21 protein-coding genes are annotated in these 18,616 nt (G+C 64.9%); 15 read left to right on the top strand and 6 right to left on the bottom strand.

From position 1 onward, the window contains the following. Positions 1 to 7 precede the first annotated feature (7 nt). The 11 genes from sctS (at position 8) to HL653_RS20940 (ending at position 7,259) form a co-directional block, all read left to right on the top strand. Positions 8 to 289, top strand: coding sequence for a type III secretion system export apparatus subunit SctS (gene sctS / locus HL653_RS20990; RefSeq protein WP_171746222.1), 282 nt, complete (start codon positions 8 to 10; stop codon positions 287 to 289). Continuing rightward, positions 286 to 1,062, top strand: a complete 777-nt coding sequence (sctT, locus tag HL653_RS20985; RefSeq protein ID WP_171746221.1) for a type III secretion system export apparatus subunit SctT — start codon at positions 286 to 288, stop codon at positions 1,060 to 1,062. Before sctS ends, sctT begins: the two co-directional genes overlap by 4 nt. Then, on the top strand, positions 1,059 to 1,433 hold the full coding sequence (locus HL653_RS20980) for a LuxR C-terminal-related transcriptional regulator (protein ID WP_171746220.1): 375 nt from the start codon (positions 1,059 to 1,061) through the stop codon (positions 1,431 to 1,433). The genes sctT and HL653_RS20980 overlap by 4 nt, the downstream gene beginning before the upstream one ends. Positions 1,434 to 1,599: 166 nt before the next feature. Further along, entirely contained in the window at positions 1,600 to 2,271 is a 672-nt protein-coding gene (locus HL653_RS20975; RefSeq protein ID WP_171746219.1) for a hypothetical protein, read from the top strand. Between the two features lie 70 nt (positions 2,272 to 2,341). Next, positions 2,342 to 3,082: a hypothetical protein gene (locus HL653_RS20970; protein WP_171746218.1), complete on the top strand. Its 741-nt coding sequence runs from the start codon at positions 2,342 to 2,344 to the stop codon at positions 3,080 to 3,082. Then, positions 3,082 to 3,639: a GNAT family N-acetyltransferase gene (locus tag HL653_RS20965; protein ID WP_171746217.1), complete on the top strand. Its 558-nt coding sequence runs from the start codon at positions 3,082 to 3,084 to the stop codon at positions 3,637 to 3,639. Before HL653_RS20970 ends, HL653_RS20965 begins: the two co-directional genes overlap by 1 nt. Before the next feature lie 79 nt (positions 3,640 to 3,718). Further along, positions 3,719 to 4,240, top strand: a complete 522-nt coding sequence (locus tag HL653_RS20960) for a hypothetical protein (RefSeq protein ID WP_171746216.1) — start codon at positions 3,719 to 3,721, stop codon at positions 4,238 to 4,240. A gap of 2 nt (positions 4,241 to 4,242) precedes the next feature. Next, positions 4,243 to 4,725 (top strand): hypothetical protein, encoded by a 483-nt coding sequence (locus HL653_RS20955; protein WP_171746215.1) that lies wholly within the window; start codon positions 4,243 to 4,245, stop codon positions 4,723 to 4,725. Positions 4,726 to 4,754: 29 nt separating this feature from the next. Then, positions 4,755 to 5,609 (top strand): hypothetical protein, encoded by an 855-nt coding sequence (locus HL653_RS20950; RefSeq protein WP_171746214.1) that lies wholly within the window; start codon positions 4,755 to 4,757, stop codon positions 5,607 to 5,609. An 87-nt stretch (positions 5,610 to 5,696) separates the two neighbouring features. After that, positions 5,697 to 6,860, top strand: a complete 1,164-nt coding sequence (locus tag HL653_RS20945) for a phage tail tip lysozyme (RefSeq protein WP_171746213.1) — start codon at positions 5,697 to 5,699, stop codon at positions 6,858 to 6,860. A gap of 81 nt (positions 6,861 to 6,941) precedes the next feature. Next, on the top strand, positions 6,942 to 7,259 hold the full coding sequence (locus tag HL653_RS20940; RefSeq protein WP_171746212.1) for a hypothetical protein: 318 nt from the start codon (positions 6,942 to 6,944) through the stop codon (positions 7,257 to 7,259). A 22-nt stretch (positions 7,260 to 7,281) separates the two neighbouring features. Here the strand turns inward: HL653_RS20940 and HL653_RS20935 are convergent, their stop codons facing one another. The 4 genes from HL653_RS20935 to HL653_RS20920 form a co-directional block, all read right to left on the bottom strand. After that, positions 7,282 to 7,680, bottom strand: a complete 399-nt coding sequence (locus HL653_RS20935) for a hypothetical protein (protein ID WP_171746211.1) — start codon at positions 7,678 to 7,680, stop codon at positions 7,282 to 7,284. 95 nt (positions 7,681 to 7,775) lie between these two features. Next, positions 7,776 to 8,651 (bottom strand): DUF1521 domain-containing protein, encoded by an 876-nt coding sequence (locus HL653_RS20930; RefSeq protein WP_171746210.1) that lies wholly within the window; start codon positions 8,649 to 8,651, stop codon positions 7,776 to 7,778. A 181-nt stretch (positions 8,652 to 8,832) separates the two neighbouring features. Then, on the bottom strand, positions 8,833 to 9,249 hold the full coding sequence (locus HL653_RS20925; protein WP_171746209.1) for a hypothetical protein: 417 nt from the start codon (positions 9,247 to 9,249) through the stop codon (positions 8,833 to 8,835). A gap of 92 nt (positions 9,250 to 9,341) precedes the next feature. Beyond that, on the bottom strand, positions 9,342 to 10,490 hold the full coding sequence (locus HL653_RS20920) for a DNA/RNA non-specific endonuclease (RefSeq protein ID WP_171746208.1): 1,149 nt from the start codon (positions 10,488 to 10,490) through the stop codon (positions 9,342 to 9,344). A gap of 608 nt (positions 10,491 to 11,098) precedes the next feature. Between HL653_RS20920 and HL653_RS20915 the strand changes: the two genes are divergently transcribed. Then, complete coding sequence (locus tag HL653_RS20915; protein ID WP_253717218.1) at positions 11,099 to 11,776, top strand: PEPxxWA-CTERM sorting domain-containing protein; 678 nt, start codon at positions 11,099 to 11,101, stop codon at positions 11,774 to 11,776. A gap of 16 nt (positions 11,777 to 11,792) precedes the next feature. On the opposite strand, the gene HL653_RS20910 is transcribed toward HL653_RS20915, so the two are convergent. Then, entirely contained in the window at positions 11,793 to 12,218 is a 426-nt protein-coding gene (locus tag HL653_RS20910) for a hypothetical protein (RefSeq protein ID WP_171746207.1), read from the bottom strand. Positions 12,219 to 12,442: 224 nt separating this feature from the next. Between HL653_RS20910 and HL653_RS24385 the strand changes: the two genes are divergently transcribed. The 3 genes from HL653_RS24385 to HL653_RS20895 are packed head-to-tail and all read left to right on the top strand — an operon-like array spanning position 12,443 to position 14,931. Further along, positions 12,443 to 13,351: a PEPxxWA-CTERM sorting domain-containing protein gene (locus HL653_RS24385; protein ID WP_253717216.1), complete on the top strand. Its 909-nt coding sequence runs from the start codon at positions 12,443 to 12,445 to the stop codon at positions 13,349 to 13,351. Positions 13,352 to 13,365: 14 nt separating this feature from the next. Beyond that, entirely contained in the window at positions 13,366 to 13,965 is a 600-nt protein-coding gene (locus HL653_RS20900; protein WP_171746206.1) for a PEPxxWA-CTERM sorting domain-containing protein, read from the top strand. A 33-nt stretch (positions 13,966 to 13,998) separates the two neighbouring features. Further along, the gene (locus tag HL653_RS20895) at positions 13,999 to 14,931 is read left to right on the top strand and encodes a formylglycine-generating enzyme family protein (RefSeq protein ID WP_171746205.1); all 933 of its coding nucleotides are present in this window, start codon (positions 13,999 to 14,001) and stop codon (positions 14,929 to 14,931) included. A gap of 404 nt (positions 14,932 to 15,335) precedes the next feature. On the opposite strand, the gene HL653_RS20890 is transcribed toward HL653_RS20895, so the two are convergent. Next, on the bottom strand, positions 15,336 to 18,380 hold the full coding sequence (locus HL653_RS20890; RefSeq protein WP_171746204.1) for a TonB-dependent receptor: 3,045 nt from the start codon (positions 18,378 to 18,380) through the stop codon (positions 15,336 to 15,338). Between the last annotated feature and the right edge of the window lie 236 nt (positions 18,381 to 18,616).

The raw sequence follows: 18,616 nt of genomic DNA, 5'->3' as shown, positions 1-18,616 counted from the left end.
GAGCGGGATGAACGCGGATTTCGTGAGCCTCACGAACGACGCCTTGTGGCTGGTGCTGATCCTGTCGGCGCCGCCGATCCTGGTCGCGTCGATCGCGGGCCTCGCCGTCGCGATCGTGCAGGCAGCGACGCAGATCCAGGAACAGACGCTGCAATATACGATCAAGTTCTTCGCGATCGTGCTGACCTTGTTCGTCACTGCATCTCTGCTGGGATCCTCGCTCTACCGCTTCGGTGACCGTGTGTTCACGGATTTCCCGTCGATGGTGGGGCACGGAGCGGCGCAGTGAGCGGCTGGGCCGATCAGGTGCTGCTGCTCGGCGTCGGCACGGCGCGCGTCGCCTGCGCGTTCGCGATGCTTCCCCTGTTCGCCAACGAGACGGTGCCCGCGCTGGTGCGCAACTCGATCTTCGTGGGCATGGGGCTGATCAGCCTCGTCCTCCAGCCGCCGTTCGACATGGCCGCGATCGGCGCGACGCGCTGGGTGGGGATCTTCGCCAAGGAGGCGTTCGTCGGCCTGATCATCGGCTTCTTCTTCGGATCGGTGCTGTGGGCGCTGGAGGCGGCGGGGCAGATCATCGATACGAAGGTGGGCGCGACGATGGCGCAGATCGTGGATCCGCTTTCCGGCCACCAGACCTCGCTCAACGGCGCGTTCCTCGGCCGGCTGGCGAACATCGTCTTCATCTTCTCGGGCGGCCTCTCGCTGATCGTGCGCGTCCTGATCGAAAGCTATGCGGTGTGGCCGATCGCGGCGCCCGCGCCGGCGCTTGATCCGCGCGGATTGCAGCTGTTCGAGGCCGAGTTCGGGCGGATGATGGTGCTGTCCGTCCTGTTCGCGGCGCCGGTGCTCACGGTGCTGTTCCTGATCGATCTGGCGCTGGGGCTGATGAACCGCTTCGCGCAACAGCTGAACGTCTTCACGCTCTCCATGTCGATCAAGGCGTTCGCCGCGACGCTGATCATCCTGATGCTGCTTTCCGGCTACACGCTGGCGTTGACCCGCGACATCACCAGCCGGCCGCAGGTGCTGCACGGGCTGCTCGAAAGGTTTGGGCGATGATGGCGGCCGAAGCGCTCCCGCCGCCCGCCCAGACGCCCGAGGAGGAGCGGCTGGCCGCGATCGCCGAACTCCTGCGCAAGGCCGATGCGCTGCCCGGGGCACCCGCTCCCGTGGCGATCGGTGAGCATATGATCGAGGCCGCGCGCGTGCCGAAACGGCATCGCGAGGCGCTGCTGAAGCTGACGCCGATGGAGCTGACCGTGATCCGCTTCCTCGGCTGGGGGCGATCCAATGGCGACATCGCGACCCTGCTGCTGATCGCGGAGAATACGGTGCGCGTTCACTTGTCGAACGTGTGCCGCAAACTGGAACTGGACGGGATGCGGGAACTGGCGGCGCTGGCCGGCCTGCTCTTCTACCCGGCCGAATGACGTGTGGGGGCGGGATGCTAATCGGATCGACTAGGCTTTCTAATCGAAACGCGCAGCGCGCGACTCTGTCGAAACGGGCATCTCTTTCTTCGTCGAACCAAGCATTCGGTTCGACATCGGCCGGAGCGACCGGTCACCCGAACCGAATGATCTGAAGGAGATAGACATGTCCGGTGGAATCAACCTCAACATCGTCTCGCAGGCCGCGCTCGCTTTCGGCACTGGCGGCACCAGCCTGTTCGCGCAGATCGGCATGCAGATCGTGTCGCAGATCGCCAAGGACGTGATCCAGCAGGTCGGCAGCCAGCTGGGCCTGCCGCAGCCCGCGATCGACGCGGCGCAGGGTGCCTTCTCCGCCGCCAGCGGCAACTATGCCGATGCCGCGGCTGAATATAGCCAGGCGGCCGGCGGTTCGGTCGCGCTGGCCGGCAACATCGGCGCCAGCCTGGGCGGCTCGCCCGCCGAGATCGGGGATCTGCAGCGGCAGGTGTCGGACGTGCTGGACCAGCTGGTTGAGACGACCAACAAGAAGATGGTCGATGGCGAGAATCAGGAAGGCGGCGGCGTCAGCGGCGCGCGTGGCCGTCGCCCCGGCGAGAGCTTCCTGATGGCGCTGGCCCGCATCATGGGCCAGGTCATCGACGACAAGATGGACCAGCAGATGCAGGCCGCGCAGGACCTGGATCAGGCCAACCAGAGCGGCGACAAGTCGCACATCTCCGAGATGAGCGCGAAGATCCAGGCTCTGGGTCAGGAAGTGTCGATGCTCAGCAACGCGCTGAACAACTCGATCAAGTCGCTCGGCGAGGCTGCGACCACGCTCGCCCGCAAGAGCTGATGAACCAAAGTCGCGGGGCGGCGGTTTCAGGACCGCCGCCCCGCCTCTTTTCGATTCATGGAGCATGTGCATGTTGGGACGAGTTGCCGCGATCGCTTTGGCCCTGTCGCTGGGAGGTGCCGCCGCCGCGCAGGACATCAGCTCCACCAACACTGTCGGCGGCGATTTCGCCATGCTCGGCCTCCAGAACGAGGTGCTGAACCGTTCGCTGGGGACAGGCGGCGCCGGAGCGCGCCGGCCCGCGCCCGGCCGGGCGGTTCCCCAGGGCAATGTTTTCGCGGCACCAGCGCGGCCGGGCATGGCGACCGTCTCGTTCCGCTATCAGCAGAGCCCGGCCCTCTGGCAGGAAACCAGTCGCGAATTCCTCGATCGTGCCGCCAAGAAGGATCCGGCTCTGGCCAAGTCGATCGCCGACGAGATGGCCCGCAAGGATTTCGGCAAGATCTATGCGGATTTCGTCAGGCCGTTCGGCATCAGGCCGGACGACGCGGTCGATGCGCTGACCGCCTATACCGTGCTCGGCTGGATGATCGCCACCGGAGCCGCCGATCCCAGCCCCCGGCAGATCGCCGGCGTTCGCGCGCAGATTGCGCAGCGCGCGTCGACCAACCCGACCTTCGCCGATCCGCGCAGCCGCGCGAAGCTGGGCGAGGAGATGAAGCTTCTGTTCCTCATCCTCAAAGGCGGCTGGGAATCGGCGCGGCGCGAAGGCAATTTGCAGCAGTTCAGCGACGGTGTCGCCGCGCAGTTTCGGCAGAGCGATGTCGATTTCCGCCGCCTGCGCATGAGCGATCGGGGCTTCGTCGGCTGATGCCGCGGGCCGCGCTCCGCGCCACCGTGGGGCCGCCGGCCGGACCGGTCAGCCGGAGGCTCGATTTTCGGCCCATCGGCCTCTGGGACATCCCCGAAATCGTGGCGCTCCACCGCGAACCGCGTATCACCGCGATGCTGGTCGACGACATACCCGACGACATCGTGAAGGCGCATCTCGTGGTCGCCTGGAACGCGCCGTTCGCCGCCGCCGGTTTCGGCACATTCGCGGTGCGCCGGCGAGGCGAGCCGGCGCTGATCGGTCTCTTCTCGCTGACGCCCTACAAAAACGACGTTGCCCTGCTCGAACTGGGCGGCAAGCTGACCCCCTCCGCCTGGGGCGGACGGATCGCGATCGAAGCGGGCGCCGCGATGATCGACCATGCGTTCGACGCGCTGGGGCGCGATCGACTGGTGAGCGCGATCGATCCCGCGCAGCGATCGGCGGCGGCTGCGCTCCGCCGGCTGGGTTTCACGGAGGACGGGGAAGATAGGCTCCTCGACCGGCCGGTCATCCGCTTTTCGCTGATCCGCTCGGCGTTCCGCCCGTATCGCTAGTCGAAGCGATTATGGTGGTCGGGCGGTCGCGCCGCCATATCGGATGGGCCGGCCTACACCGGCCGAACCAAGGACGTGAATGATGACCGGGCTGGATCGCCTTTCCTCCGCAACCCCTCTGGGCTTGGCTGCCGCATCGCGGGAGCAGGATGCGCGCGCGATCGCCGGGCAGACGATCGGCGAGATCGGCCATCGCGTGCTGGCCTGGGTCGGCGCGAGCGGCGGCGCTCTTTCGGCGGCAGGCGGCAGCGCGGCGTGGGCTCTGGCGACGGGGGAGGGCAGCGGCTTTCGGCCGGATGTCGGCGAACTCGCGCGCGGTGGCGACATCTATGATCTCGACGGACTGGCGCGCGACGTCGCAGGCCGGGTCGGCGCGACGCCGATCCAGGAGGGTGAACTGCGCCGCGCCTTCGCGGATTTCACGCGTGCGGCGGTCGTGCAGGTCGCGGGCCTCGCCGGCGCCACGGGCGAACGGCAGATGGCCGGTATCCAGTCGGCGCTGGACGAAGCCGTGAGCGGCGCGTCCCCCGGCGGCGCGGATGGCGTGATCGAACGGATCGAACGTGCGTCCGCGATCCTGACGGCCGCTAACGGGAACTGATCGTGACGGCGATCGGTGCCCCGCGCAACGATGCGCCATCAGCGCGCGAGATCGCGCTTGCGCCGGGTGCGCTCGATGCGCTTGCCGATGCGGCGCCGACCGGCGCGGGCGCGCTTCACCGGCTCCTCAACCAGCCCTCGACGCTCGACCGGCTCGTCGGCGATGCGGGGCCGCTCGGCAAGTTCCGCACCGACGATCCCGATCGCATGCCTTCCGGCACCGCCGCGCTGACGCTGAGGGCCAGCGACGCGCTCAACCGGCTGGCGGCTCGGCTCGGCCTGCCGGGCGAGCGGATCCTGAGCGGCAATCCCGTCCTGCGCGCCGGACAGGCGCCATCGCCGCCGACGGAGCTACCGGCGGGAGAGAGGCAGGCGCGCACCGATTACGGCGTCTCGACCGCCGCCACGCCGCCGATCGAGCGCAGCGGTGCCGATAATCAGGCTGGGTCGATCGATCGCGGGAACCGCCGTGATCCCGGCGCGTAAGGCGACAGGATCGTCCGGGTGGGGGTAATATGCGCATAATATTTCTCGGTCTCGCGACGGCGGCGCTCGTCGCCTCTCCGGCTCCTGCGGTGCGGATGCGGGCGAAGCGCCCTGCCGCACCGGCGCTCACGGTGGTCACGTCCGGCAGCGAACAGGCGCTGAAACTGGGCGAGACGCTCCTGTCGCGCCCGTTCGGTGCCGATCTGATCGATAGCATGACCGTGATCGGCCGCTACGGCACCGCCGCCGAACCGCTCTACGTAGTGGAGGGCACGGCGGGCGCGACCTGCGCCGCGCGCTATGTCGTCGTCGCGGCCAGGGCTGGGCAGCCGCCGGTCCTCTCCGCGCCGTTCGGCACGTGCGCGAAGGGGATCAGCGTGCGACAGGGATTGCACGGGCTCGAGATGCAACTGATCCCCGGAACGGGCACCGAGCCAACGCTCTACGCTTACGCGAACGGCGCGGTCCGGCCGCTCGATGCGCGCGCCGAGGTGGCCGACCGGATCGCGCCGCCGCAGACGCTCCGGTGCCGCAACCCCGGCGACATGGCGGGGCTCGACGGCGATGCGTTCGACGCGCAACTGGGCGAGACGTTGCCCACCGCCTATCGCACCGATCGCGCCGTCCGCCGCGCCGAAATCGCTCCGGCCGCGCTGCACGAGATGGTCGCCGGGCTCGCCTGTCTCGCGGCGTGGCCGGGTGCGGGCAATGCGGTGTTCAAGGCGGCGACGCCGCTGTTCGCCAGCAAGCGATACGGTACGGCCTCGTTCGCGACGCTCGACCGGATCGCCGGGGCGACGAATTCCGAGGCGGCGCTGCGTGCCTCGGCGCGGACGCTTTCGGCACAGATGCGCTATTTCGTGGGCAAGCGCGAGCCGCTTTGAACAAAGGCGCTAAGCGTTCCGACTAGCGACCCCGGCGGGCGCTTCCATTAGCCTTCCCTCATCCGACCAGGAGCATGGAGCAAAGGCATGACCGCCGTCAGTGCAGCCCAGGGCAGCCCGTTTTCCGCATCGGGCAGCAGCGGCCCGAGCAGCTACACCGTCAAATCCGGCGATACCTTGTGGGATATTGCCCGCGCGCACGGCGTCTCGCTCGCGGCGCTGGAGGCGGCCAACCCACAGATCGCGAACCCGAACCTGATCTTCCCCAACCAGCAGATCAACCTGCCGGGTGGGGTGCGGGCCGGCTCTGGCGGCGTGAGCGGGGTCGGCGGTGCCACGCCCGGCACTGGCACCGGCAACGTCGCGGAGATCGCGGACACGTATCTCGGGCAGAACGCATCGTCGCTGAAGACGAACACGCGCGACGCTCTGCCGATGAACGCCAACGTGCCGTCCGACGTCTGTTGCGCCAACTTCGTGTCGGCGGTGCTGACCGAGGCGGGGCAGTTGCCGGCCAACCTCCACACCGATTCCGTCGCGCAGCTCAACAGCACGCTCCGCGCACGCGGCTGGACGGAGGTGCCGGCCTCGCAGGCGCGGCCCGGCGATGTGGTGATCATGCAGGGCGGCGGCATCTCGCACACCGAGATCGTCTCCGGCCCCAACCAGATGATCGGATCGAACAACGCCAATGCCGACGGCAGCCAGCGCATCACGCACAACAGCCTGGATTATGCGCTGAGCCATGGCGGCAAGATCCTGCGCGCGCCGGCCGGCAGCGAGGCGCCCGGTGGTCCGCAGGCCGCGCCCGGTGCGGCCGCGCCCAGCGGCGATGGCACGCGGGCGCAGCGGATCGACCAGGCGATGGCCTATTTCCGGAGCCAGGGCTGGACGCAGGCGCAGGCGGCGGGGATCGTCGCCAATCTGGATGCCGAAAGCGGGATGGACGCGGGCATCCGCCAGATCGGTGGCGGACCGGGCTATGGCCTCGCCCAATGGGAAGGGCCGCGCCAGCGCGATTTCGCGCGCTGGGCCGGGCATGACATTCACGGCTCCTCCTTCGCGGAGCAGCTGCGCTTCGTGCAGCACGAGCTTTCGACGACCGAAAGCGGTGCCGCACGAGCGCTGCGCGGGACGGACGATGCGCGGACGGCCGGATCGATCGTGAGCCGTCTCTACGAACGGCCGGCCGACGCCGCCGGCGAGGCGACGCGGCGCGGCGAACGCGCGGTCGGCGTCTTCGATCGCTGACATCCATCCTCCGGGAGGGTCGAATCGATCCTCCAACCCCCGCCTGGGCCGGAACGGGTTCGCCCGTTCCGGCATTTTCCGATGATGATCGCCGTCCTCATCGCAGCCGTCGCCGGTGCGGGCGAACCGGTCATTTGTCTGCTCGACGAGCGGCCGATCGCCCGGTGCCGGATGGAGGATCGCATATTCCCCGACGGGCGGCACCGGCTCACATTCTCCGGCCGTGGGGCGCGCGTGGTCTTCGAGGGGAAGGGGGCCAATGGCTGGTGGAGCGGCACGCTCGATGGACGGCCCGCCATGGGGCGCGAACGCAATCGCGGCTATACGGACTTTTCGACGCGCGATCTCCAGCGGCGCTTCAGCTGGTGGTATCCGGCCGACGAACACGGCACCTATTGAGGCATAAGACCGGCGCGCCGGGTCAGGGGACGAACAGCGCGTCCGGAGCGCCATGGTCGGCCGGCCACGTGGCCCAGGCGACGTCGGTCGGCCCGATCGCGCTGTCGATCACCCGCCAGCTTTCGCCATCGCGTCGGAGCAGCGCCGCATAGGCGCGGGAAACCATGCCGTGTGTGGCGGCCTCGGCGCGCGACGTGCCCGCATAGGAGAGCGGCTTGCCGTCGCGCTCCTCCATGTCGGCGAGAAGGAAGGCCCAGCGGCCGGCGGCGCGGAGCTGGCGGACCTTGAAAAGTACGGGCTTGCCCAAGGCCTGCGCGACGGGCGCGCGGGCCGCATCGAGGAGCGCCGTGCGCACCGCATGATCCTGCACGTCGGGACTCGCCGCCGCCGCCACCATCATCGCCGCCTCCCAAACTGCCATCGGATCGCTCCCCGGAGCCCTGCTTCGCAAACGAGACGCCCCCGGAGACGTTCCGTACGTCTCCGGGGGCGTGGGTTCGTCGTCCGGCTGGGATTTCAGACGGCGAGGAAGGCGCGCGCGAACAAAGCGGCCGTGTTGTGGCTCTGCGAGGCGGAGGAGGCCGATCCCAGATCCGCCACCGCAGCGGCGAAGAGGCCGAATACCAGAAAGCTCGACAGCGTGCTGCTGAGTTCGTCCACGCTCGGCATGCCGCTGCCGGGGCCGTAGGCGGCACCCGGTTTGGTGGCGTTGAGGTCGGCCTGCGTCGCGACGTCGCCCGTGAGCATCGAGGTCCAGCCGGCGCCGTTCGCATTCTCGTTGAGCACGAAGCCGTCGCGCGTGGCGGCGTCGATCGCGCGGCCATTGCCCCCCATGCTGATCGAAAGGTCGCCTTTCTCCTGCTGGCTGATCCCGTCGACCACGATCGCCTGATCGCCCTTCGTAATGGTGACGTTGCTGGCGTAGAAGACATCCGGGTTGGTCTTGCCCGCCTCCGTGCCGATCGTGATCTTCGTGCCGTTTTCCAGCGTGAACGTCGTCGTGCCCCAGAAATCGAAGGCATGCTTGCCGTCGACATTGACGTGGGGGTCGCCCCAGATCTGCGTGGTTTCGCCGGTATTGGCGTTGTTGATCACGATCTCCGAATTATTCTCGTTCAGTTCCATCGTGTAGCCGTCGCCGAGATCGATCGAGGCGCGGCCTTCGGCGCCGGTCGTGGCGGTCCATTGCGCGGCCGGCTCCGGCGCGCCCCGGCTGAAGGCGGCGATCGCCCAGAGCGAGGGCAGGGTGCCGACCGCGAGCGGGCCCGCGTTCAGCGGGTTCAGCGCGCGGCCGAGGATGCCGGCGGCGAGCGACAATTGCGCGCCCGCCGAGGCCGTCGCGAGCGAGGAAGACGTGGAAACGAAGGCATTGGCGCTGATCGTGGTCATCATCGGTCCCCTGAAGAGTTGCCGAAGGATAAGACCATGATCGCGATCGCCCCGCGCTCCGCATAACGATTAGGGGGGCTAGTCGAAGCGATTAGAACGGCATCAGCCTGGCTTGAGGACGAGCATCGTTATCGCCACGGAGACGCCGTGGCCATGAAAAGACGATCGCGCGCGTGTCCGCCGGTCAGCGGTGCGCGGCGAGTTCGGCCTTGTAATGCTCGAGATAATTGTCGAGCCGGCCTTCCCGCGCCTCGTCCCATACGCCGTTGATGCGCTTGGGCTCACCATGATCGATGTCGAAGCGGAAGCGACCGTCAGGGTCGATCGCAAGCTCGAAGCCGCCGATCGTCTCGTCCGCATCGTCCCTGCGCTGGCGATAGAAAGCGGTCACCGCTTTTTGCGCATCGTCGGAAAGCTGGAACTGGCGCGTTTCCAGATCGTCCCCGCCCGCCACCACGGCGAGGCAGATATAATCGACCTGGAAATCGTCGGCATGTTCGAGGATCTCGACATTGGCGAGCAGCCGCCGCCACGGGCCGACATCGGCCGACGCCGCGACCGTGCGGACGACCTGCGCCTGCGCCTCGGTGAAATCCATCATCTGCTCCGTCTCCGGTTCGGCGCCCGATCAAACGTCCATGCGGGCATCGGGTTCATGCCGATGTCGGGCGTCCGGTGCCAGACGCTTCGCGCTTATTTGTTCACGAAGGTCTGGGTACGCCACGCGCCGCCGTTGACGCGATAGGATGCCTGGAAGCCGTCGGGCCGCGTCGTCGCATTGTCCGCGCCATAGCGTGCCTCGATCCGCACCTCGACCTTGTTCTTCGGGTTTTCGGCGAGCGTGGCGACCGTATTCTCGAATTTTTTGTAGGCGCCCTGATTGAGGTTGGGGAGCCCATCGCCGATCGGCTTGCCGTTGCCCGGCACCACGTTCAGACGGTTCGTCTGCGCCCCGAAGCGATCGCCGATGATGTGGAAGCCGATGTCGGTCGATTTTCCCTCATGCCCGATCTCGGCCTGCAGCTTGGGATCGTTGCGCCCGGTGGCGTCGAGGCCGACCTGCCCCTCGGCGGTGCTGACCCGGCCCTTGTCGTCGGTCGTGTAGGAATAGCGGCCATATTCATAGCGTGTGTTCGGCGCGGCATCGTTGGCGGCCGCGTTGAACGCATCGGCGTCGTCGAACTTGCGGACCTTCGCGGATGCGCGCGCCGTGGTTTCTTCGCTTTCCTTCGCGACGCGCGTCTCGGTGCGGGTGGCGGCGTGGCCGGCCTCGCCAGCGTCGTCGGCCGCCTTCAGGCCCTTCACGGCGGCGCGTTCGACCCCTTCCGCCGCATGACCGCCACCCCGGATCAGGCCCTTGGCGGCATCGCCGATGCCGGGAATCCAGCCGATCGCCGCGGCGCCGAGATTGAGCCAACCGCCGTCCTCGCCGCGCCAGACCTGGCCAACGGCGGCGGCGGTGTCGCGAGCGTCGGCGATCTGGCCGGCGATCGGCACGAACCCCATCGCGGTCTGTCCGCCGAGCTTCGACCAACTGTTGTTGTCGGAGAAATCACCCCGGATCGCGCCGTCGAAGAAAGCGCCGATGCCCTCCTCGGAGCCGGAGAGGGCGCTTTCGAACGCGCCGCGCTCGACCGGCGTCATCCGGAGTTCCAGCGCGGCGGTGAGCGTCTTCGCCTGCTCCGGGTGCTGCGCGGCCTGTGCCTTCACGGCTTCGGCGAGGCCATCCGTATCGAGCCGGCCGTTCTGGCGATGGCTCGTCAGCAGAGAGCCGGCGATGTCGTCGCCCGCTTGCCCACTCCGTGCCGTTGCAGCGCCGTTCACGCCGACTTGCGAAACCATGAGGTCGCTCCCGATCGATCAACGCGACCGACTTTAGGCGCCGTCATCCGCCGATACGCTGATCGATCCGACTATCATGCCTAATCGGATCGACTAGGCGACAGGCGCTCCCCGCGTTTGGAGATGCCGTGCGGGCGGGGACTTGCCATCCATTGTCGTATGGCGATCACAAGGATCCCATGCGGGGCATCGAAGCGCGGCGGTCAATGGGACGCCGCACCTCGATCCATGGGATGTCACTGAATACGGGCTGGCGCTCGTGTCGGCTCAGATCCTGGCTGGCGTGCCAAGGACTTCGGACCAGAGTCCGGTTCTGTCGCTGCGTAGATGCCGATCGCGACAAGCGCCATGATGGCGAGGCAGATCGCGGCGAGCATGCACCAGCTGCTGATCCTGTGCTTGGGTCCCATGGTCATCTGCGACCAACGAGCGCAGCGACGCTGAAGTTCAACCCCGGCATGAGCCAATGCGTGCCTCCGCGTGCCGTCATCTGAGCCTCTTCGGCGGCTCCGATGGTTACTGCAACGCCCCCGAAATGAGGTAAACTAATTCTTAATGCCGAGTCGTCGTGCCCTTCAGGCCCGGCCGGCTGGTCTGGGGGGACACACATGAAGACGTATCTTACGCTTGCCGCCGCCTTGCTCGTCTGCGGCACGGCCGACGCCACCACGCTCGCGACCGGCCTCAACACGCTGAACGGCACGACGTCTGCAACGGAGCCGAATCTCGCCGGCATGGTCGTCGAAGACGTGGATCAGGCGTTCACCTTCGTCGCCGGTGGCGGCACGTATTCGGGCTTCGTGCAGAACCGGGTGGTTCTGGCGGTGGATGGCACCTACGACTTCCTGTGGCGGATCCATGATACCAGTTTCTCGGGCGTCCAGCCGTTCGATATTCGGGCATTCCGCATCGGCCTGTTCGGGGCCTCGGTCGTCGGCCTCAACGCCAACTATCTGACTGACGGCCTCGGCGAAGTCGGCCCGGACGCCGCCCGGGTCTTGGCCGAGCCCCGGCAGAATTACGTGAACTTCCTGTTCGGTAGCAATCTCAGTGCGGGACAGGACAGTTACTTCTTCTTCCTCGACACGACCGCGACGTCTTACGGCTTCACCGGCATCTATGATTTTGTCGGGTCGGGCAGCCCGGACATTTCCGGTGTCTATTCCACCTTCGCACCGCTTGCCTCGGTGCCGGAACCGGCGACCTGGGGCATGTTCCTTGCGGGCTTCGGCATGCTTGGCGGCACGATGCGCCGACGGATGCGGCGGACGGTACGCTTCGCCTGAAGTCGGGGCCGGCAGTTCACCACCCCTCGGAGACGTCCAGGCTATGGATCCGGTGTCCCGCAAGCGCCGTGATATCGACATGAATCAGTGGCTGGAGTTGGTGAGTGGGTAGGGCAGCCTGAATGTCGCTTATGGGGTCCGTGCAGCCGCTTGGTTTATGACCGTTCGCCGACAGCCATCTCGTGGCAACCTGCATGAGATCGACTCGGCGACGAATGCCATTTGTTTGTAGAGACAGGACAGATGTGTCTTCGCCATGCTTCGCTTGATCCATAATGCGGCCGCAGGATGGAAGAAGGAGCAGATCGAGCGACGCATTATGAAAATTGAGCGCGGGTCGGATCGCCTCCATCGCGACCGGCCACTGTGCGGGATCTGTCGCACAGTCGTAAATCAGGCGGATTATCTCGGATAATCGTTCGGGCGCGATCGCTTCATCCACTCCTGGCCTTTGGCTTCGCCGACTTCCGATGAAATAAAGAGCCGCTTTCCGGAAAAAGGTGACACATCCCCCTTTTGGCGGACGCGCGGTCCCAATGCGGTCCGTAGCCTCATCGAATTGGCATGACGCTGGGGGGCAGGTGAGGATGGCGTGATCGCGATCCGTTCTCACCGAAGGCAAGGTCCGAATACCCTCGCGGCGGCCGGCTTTAGCGGGGTGGTGATATGCTTGGCTTCTACCTGAAATCGCTTGGTGAACGTGCCGGCGCCGGGATGCGGGTGGTGAAACAACCGATACGCATTGCGCTGCTGGCAACTGGCATGGGTCTGGCAGCCGCGTCGCCCGCAGGCGCGACGAGCTTTTACAATGTGAGCGCCGTCGCCCAGATCGACGGGCAATTCTACACCCAGTTCACCAACGCCACGCCGACCCTTCCCCAGGAGGCGAGCCTGATTGGCGGCAACGGCTGGAGCGCCTCGGCTAGCGCCAATGACGATGATGGCGGCACGGTGACGGCTGACGTCGGCGCTCCGCCGAACTTCAGCTACGGCACGAACAGCTATCTGCAACAACTCACCGCGTCGGCAGGTTTGACGTACCGCTTCTCCCTCCTCGGCGCCGATCCTGGCACGATCATTCCCGTGCTCGTGGAAGCAGCAGGTCTTGCATCCATCTCCGATCCCCGTCTCGGCGGCGAAAGGGGGCATGCCATTGCCAGCTTCCAGATGGGTGGCCCATTGGGAGAAATATTGAATTATGTCGCCGATACATACGACGATCCCACCGGCAGTATTGGCTTTACCACCGACACCATCGTCTACCTTCAGGCAGGAGCGACCTATGGCCTGAGCCTGTACGCATACGTCACGGGCCAGACGGATGAGAGCCTTGATGAATTTTCGCTGCCGAACGGGAAATATGCCACGTTCAGCGCCAAGGTCGATCCACACTTCACCATCCTTGGCGACAATGCCGCCTCCTATCACTTTGAAGGACTGCCCGATTCCGCGATCCGCGGCACGCCGTCAGCCGTCCCTGAGCCCGCAAGCTGGCTCATGATGATCTGCGGTTTTGGCGTCATCGGCTGCGCGATGCGCCGCAGTGGCCGGGCCGCCGCCAGTGTATCCGTTTGATCGGAGATCCAGTCATGAAGCTCGCTCTGACGACAGCTCTGGTCGCCCTGGCTTCGCTGGCCGCGTCTGCGGGACAGGCGGCGACCTTCACGGTTACGATCCCGGACGCGACCACTTTTCACGGGAAGGGTGATGCGTCGGTCACCTATGATGGTGTGATCTTCTCGACCAGTTCGGCTTTGGGTGGCGCCGCCCTGTTCACGGTGGGCTCGGATGCTGACGCGGTGCCGCCCATCATCTCGGCCCAGCAATCCTATACCGGCATCCCGAATATCCTGATGACGCTGCCCGAGATGGCCGTCAGCGTGACGCTCTCCTACGGTACGCTTCTCCACAATCCGGTGACGTTCTTGCTGTCCGATGGGCGGAGCTTCGTGCAGGATTCGACGTCGTTGGCCTATCGCGTAACCGACGTGTTTTCGGCCACCGGCTCGATCCGTTCGATCCTGTTCACTACAACGGACCCGACGCTCAACATCGGCGCCATCACCTATACGACTGCCGAGGCAACGAATGCGCCGGAACCCGCGACATGGGCGATGTTCATCGGCGGCTTCGGCTTGGTTGGCACGGGGATGCGTCGACAACGGCTGGCGCGAACCCGGGCGATCTGACACGCTTCGAACCACAAATAGCCGAGGTCGAGCATGAAGCCGTATGCCGCGACGCTGACGACGTTGTTACTGGCAATGTCTTGGACAGCCCTTGCGGCCGAACCGGCCTCCAAGAGCCTTCCGATGTTCCGGGACTGTCCGGACTGTTCGGACATGATCGTGCTTCCGGCCGGCCGGTTCGTCATGGGGTCGCCCGCGACCGAGCAAGGCCGCAAAGACGACGAGAGCCCCCCGACGCAGATCGAGGTCCGGTCCTTCGCGATGGGGCAGACCGATGTGACGCGCCGGCAATGGGCAGCCTTCGTCGCCGACACTCACCGCCCGGACGGCATCGGCTGCGCCTATAGCGGCCTGCCGAAGGGAGAGGCAGGAACAGCGTCCTGGCGTCACCTCGGCTTCGCCCAAGGGGATGACGAGCCCGTCGTCTGCGTCAGCTGGTCGGAGGCGCAGGCCTATGCCGATTGGCTCAGTCGCAAGACGGGGCGTCCCTACCGGCTCCCCACCGAGGCCGAATGGGAATATGCGGCCAGAGCGGGCTCCGTCACCGCTTACCCGTGGGGTGACGAGCCGTCGCATAATTTCGCGAACTATGGTGCGGATGTCTGCTGCACCGGCGCGACGGGTGGGCGCGATGTCTGGGTGAACACTTCGCCGGTGAAGTCGTTCGCGCCCAACGCCTTCGGCCTTTACGACATGATCGGGAATGCGTGGCAGTGGACCCAGGATTGCTACACGGCCTCGCTTGCCGGACGTCCCAAGGACGCGTCGGCGGTCGACAGCGCGGAGTGCACGTTCCGGGTGGCACGGGGCGGAACATGGGGGGACACTCCGGCCCTGATCCGATCGGCGAGCCGCAACTACGCCCCGCCGCCAAACCTCGTTGTGGCTGAATACAGAAGCGCCGGTTTCGGCCTTCGAATAGTCTCGAGCGACGTTGCTCCGAGGACAGGATCGGCCAGACGATGAATATGAAGATCGTTTTTTCAACGGCTTTCTTGGTGTTTTCTACGTCCTCCGCCGGACCGGCTCAGGCGGCCACGCGGCAATGCAGGGCAAATGACACTTCTGGTCCCGCTTGCCTGTCGAGCCCGTGGCATATCCGCCTTCAGGAGCGAGATTGCCGGTAAAGTATCGAATTGCGCCGAAGCCTATCTCGGCTTTCCTCGACCAAAGCCCGAATGATCGAACGAATTAGGAGTGGCATCGCGATGCGAAAGACTGGCGGGCGGGAGGCGATGTGACCGTTGATTGTACACGATGCGTATATTGGCCAGTAAGCCGGTGGCCGTCCGGGGGCGAGCGGTCGGATCGACAGCAGCGCCCCCATCCAGCGTCATTCGAGCTATAGCGCTCGGCCGCATTGCTGCGGGTTATATGGCTACACGCACGCCCAAATACATGAAGCGGCCGATATTGTCGTAGATGGTGTCGTAGGTGTTGTAGCCATTGCCATTGCCGAACAGACCATAAGGCGGCTTGCGGTCCGTAAGGTTGTCAACGCCCCCATAGACGCTCAGCTGTCTGTTGACCTGAACGGTCGCACGCACATCATGGTACATAACGCTCGGATAGTTCACGCGATCCGCATAATAAGGATCATATGGCGTGCCATCCAGGCCAGGGACGGCATGCTGGGTTTCGTAATCGGTTATCGACTGCTTGCCGATGAAGCGGAACGTGTATCCGACCGTCAGGCCCTTGAACGTATAATCGGCGCTCGCGTTGAATTGGACGCGCGGCTGGCCCAGACCGCCCTTCAGACGCTGCGGCCGTGAGGGATCGTCAACATAAGGGAAGTCGGTCCGATAGCGATTGTACGTACCGATCACGCGCAAGGCGAGTTTGTTGTCCGCATTGAATGCATGATTGTAGGCAAGATCGGCATCGATGCCTTTGGCGCGCTCGGCCGAGAAGTTCAGCGACGATTGCAGCAGTGCGGGCGTCTGGAAATCACCGCTGGTCGAGCGAGGGAAGATCAGGCCGCAGAAGGAGTTGTTGAGATCGGCGGCATCGTAGCAGCCGTTCAATATGCTCTGCGCGTCGACCGCCGAAATCACCGAGCGGATCTTGATGTCGTAATAATCGACGGTCAGCGAAAGCCCGGGAATGAAACGCGGCTGAAGAACGACGCCATATGTCCAGCTGCGCGATTTTTCGATTCCCAGATTCGAATTGCCGCCGGACAGGATCTGGAGCGTGCTGGAACGGGTCGTCGAATTCTCATACCCCACGGGCACGCCTGCGGTGCGGCAATTCTGGACCCGGGTCGCCGAACCCTTGTTGATGAAATTCACATCGCAGGGATCGTCCACGCCCGCATAGTCGATCGAATTCGAGGAATAGAGGTCCCCCAGCGTCGGCGCCCGGACGGATCTCGAGTAGTTCACGCGGAACCTTATGTCGCGGATCGGCGCATAAACCACGCCACCATTATAGGCCCAGACCGTCCCTGCAGTGCCCTTATAATCGGAAACGCGGCCCGCTCCGTTCAACGACAGCTCTTCAAAGAAGGGGCGGTTGCGCAGGATCGGGAATTCGATCTCGCCGAACGCCTCCTTCACCGCGAATGACGGAGGATTGAAATCCGGAATGGCGTTCAGGAAGGTCGCACCCGAACTCACCAGTTCGTCATAGGCATAAGACGCGGTCTCGCGGCGATATTCGCCCCCGATCGAGAAGCGAACCGGCCCGCCCGGCAGCTCGAACAATTGCGAACTGTCGCCGGTCACGTTGGCCGTGACGTCGAGTTCGGAAGCGCGGCCCGTCCGGTGCGAATTGGTGAAGGCATAAGCAAGCGCTGCGGAACGCTGCGCAGCTGATTGTCCAGTCGCATTCTCGCCGAGAATATCCAGCGGTACGCAATTGGGATCGGTGACGCTCGTCTGGTTGATCCGGCAGACGACCTGACCGGCCCCGTTCCGGACGGCATCGATCGCATTGTAGAAATTCTGCTCGACGCGGTTGTTATAGAAGGTGCTGTGCTTTTTCAGGCGGCCGTAATTGACGGCGACGTCATATTTCCAGTCGTCGTTGAAGGTGCCTTGCACGCCGCCCACGATACGCCAGGTATCGCGGCGATCGCGTTCGTCGCGTGTCCCCAAATCATTGCTGTTGCGGTTGAGCGTGAAGAAGCTGGAGCCCGCGGGCAGCAGCGACTGGACGATCCCGCGCGCCTGCGGCGTCAGAAACGCATTGTCGAACTGGATAGGTATAACCGTATAGTCGTTATACGCTTCTTCGTCAGGGCCCTGGCCGCCGCCCTGGGAGAAGGTGCCACTGGCCTGGTTGAACGAGTTCACGCGAACGAACTTCGCCTCGAAATACGGGCGGAAGGCATCCGACACATCATAGTGGCCGATGATATTGGCGACGTAGCGCTTGTACGCCGGCTGCAACGTGCCCTTCTCGTTCAGCGTGGAGCCGTCGCCGCCCTGGTTGTTGCTTGAGCCGGCGGGGCGGAAGTCGGTGCCGTAATTGATCTCGCTGAGGTTGCCGTTCTGTCCGAACTGGAAGATGCGCGGAAAACCGTTCGGCAGACATGCCGCCGCCACGCCCTCTGCGCAGGTGCGGATGCTGCTGCCGGAATAAGCGATGAAGTTGCCTCCGGGCGAATAGCCGTAGCTGTGCACGTGGTTCAGGAACGTGCGGTCTGGCGTCGTATTGTCCAGCGTCGGATTCTCGATCTGCTGGAATTGATTGCGCCCGGAAAATGCACCGGTGATATCGTCGCGATCGGCGTAGGTTACCAAGTGCGCCTGATCATATTCGAGCGCGACAGCGATATTACCACGGCCTTCGGCAAAGTTCTTGCCGAAGACACCGGACAATTTGTAGGTGCCTTTGTCGCCATGGGACGTGATCCCGCCCTGCGCGTTCAGGCGCAGTCCGTCAAAGTCCTTTTTGAGGACGAAATTGACGACCCCGGCCATGGCGTCCGAACCGTAAACGGCAGAACTGCCCCCGGTGACGATATCGACCCGATCGATCAGGTCGTTCGGGATCGTGTTGGTATCGACGAGAAACTCGCCTTCCTGCGACGTGATGTGACGGCGTCCATCGACAAGCACCAGTGTGCGCGACTGGCCAAGCGAGCGGAGGTCGAGAATGTTGAGGCCGGAGGTTCCGATGAAGCCGGTCGATCCCGCCTGATTGAAGCTGGTGCTCAACGCAGGCAGCCTCGTGAGCGTATCGCCGATATTGATCTGCCCGGTCTTCGAGAGATCCGCTGCCGACAGCGTGGTGACGGGGATCGGTGAATCGAGCGTCGGCCGAGCGATGCGCGAACCTGTAACCACGATCGACGGCTCGTCCTGCGGTGCGGCATTCTGAGCGGAAAGGGCTGTCGTAAGCCCTGTCGCGAGCGGCAGGCTGATCAAGAGCAATCGGATACGCCGAGCGAACGGAACATCAGACATTATCAAAAACCCCATCAAGGGATCCGCAAGATCCCATTTATTTCTGATTTATGAATAATGCTGCGATTGGCGTGGAAGCAAACTGATGAGAATTTGCCGGGCAAATCCCGCCCGCTACTGTTTCTCTTTTGCAACGTCGGTACAGAGCGTTCACGCGATCTGCTTTGGCATCTTCGGAAAAATGCTGCGGAGCGGAACTTTTTGGCTGCAGATGCGTGCCATGGCCGGGTGAAGTC

Origin of the sequence: Sphingomonas sp. AP4-R1 (genome assembly GCF_013113735.1) — a bacterium.
In the GTDB taxonomy this organism is placed as follows: Bacteria; Pseudomonadota; Alphaproteobacteria; order Sphingomonadales; family Sphingomonadaceae; genus Sphingomonas_I.
This window is presented reverse-complemented; position numbering and strand designations above follow the sequence as displayed.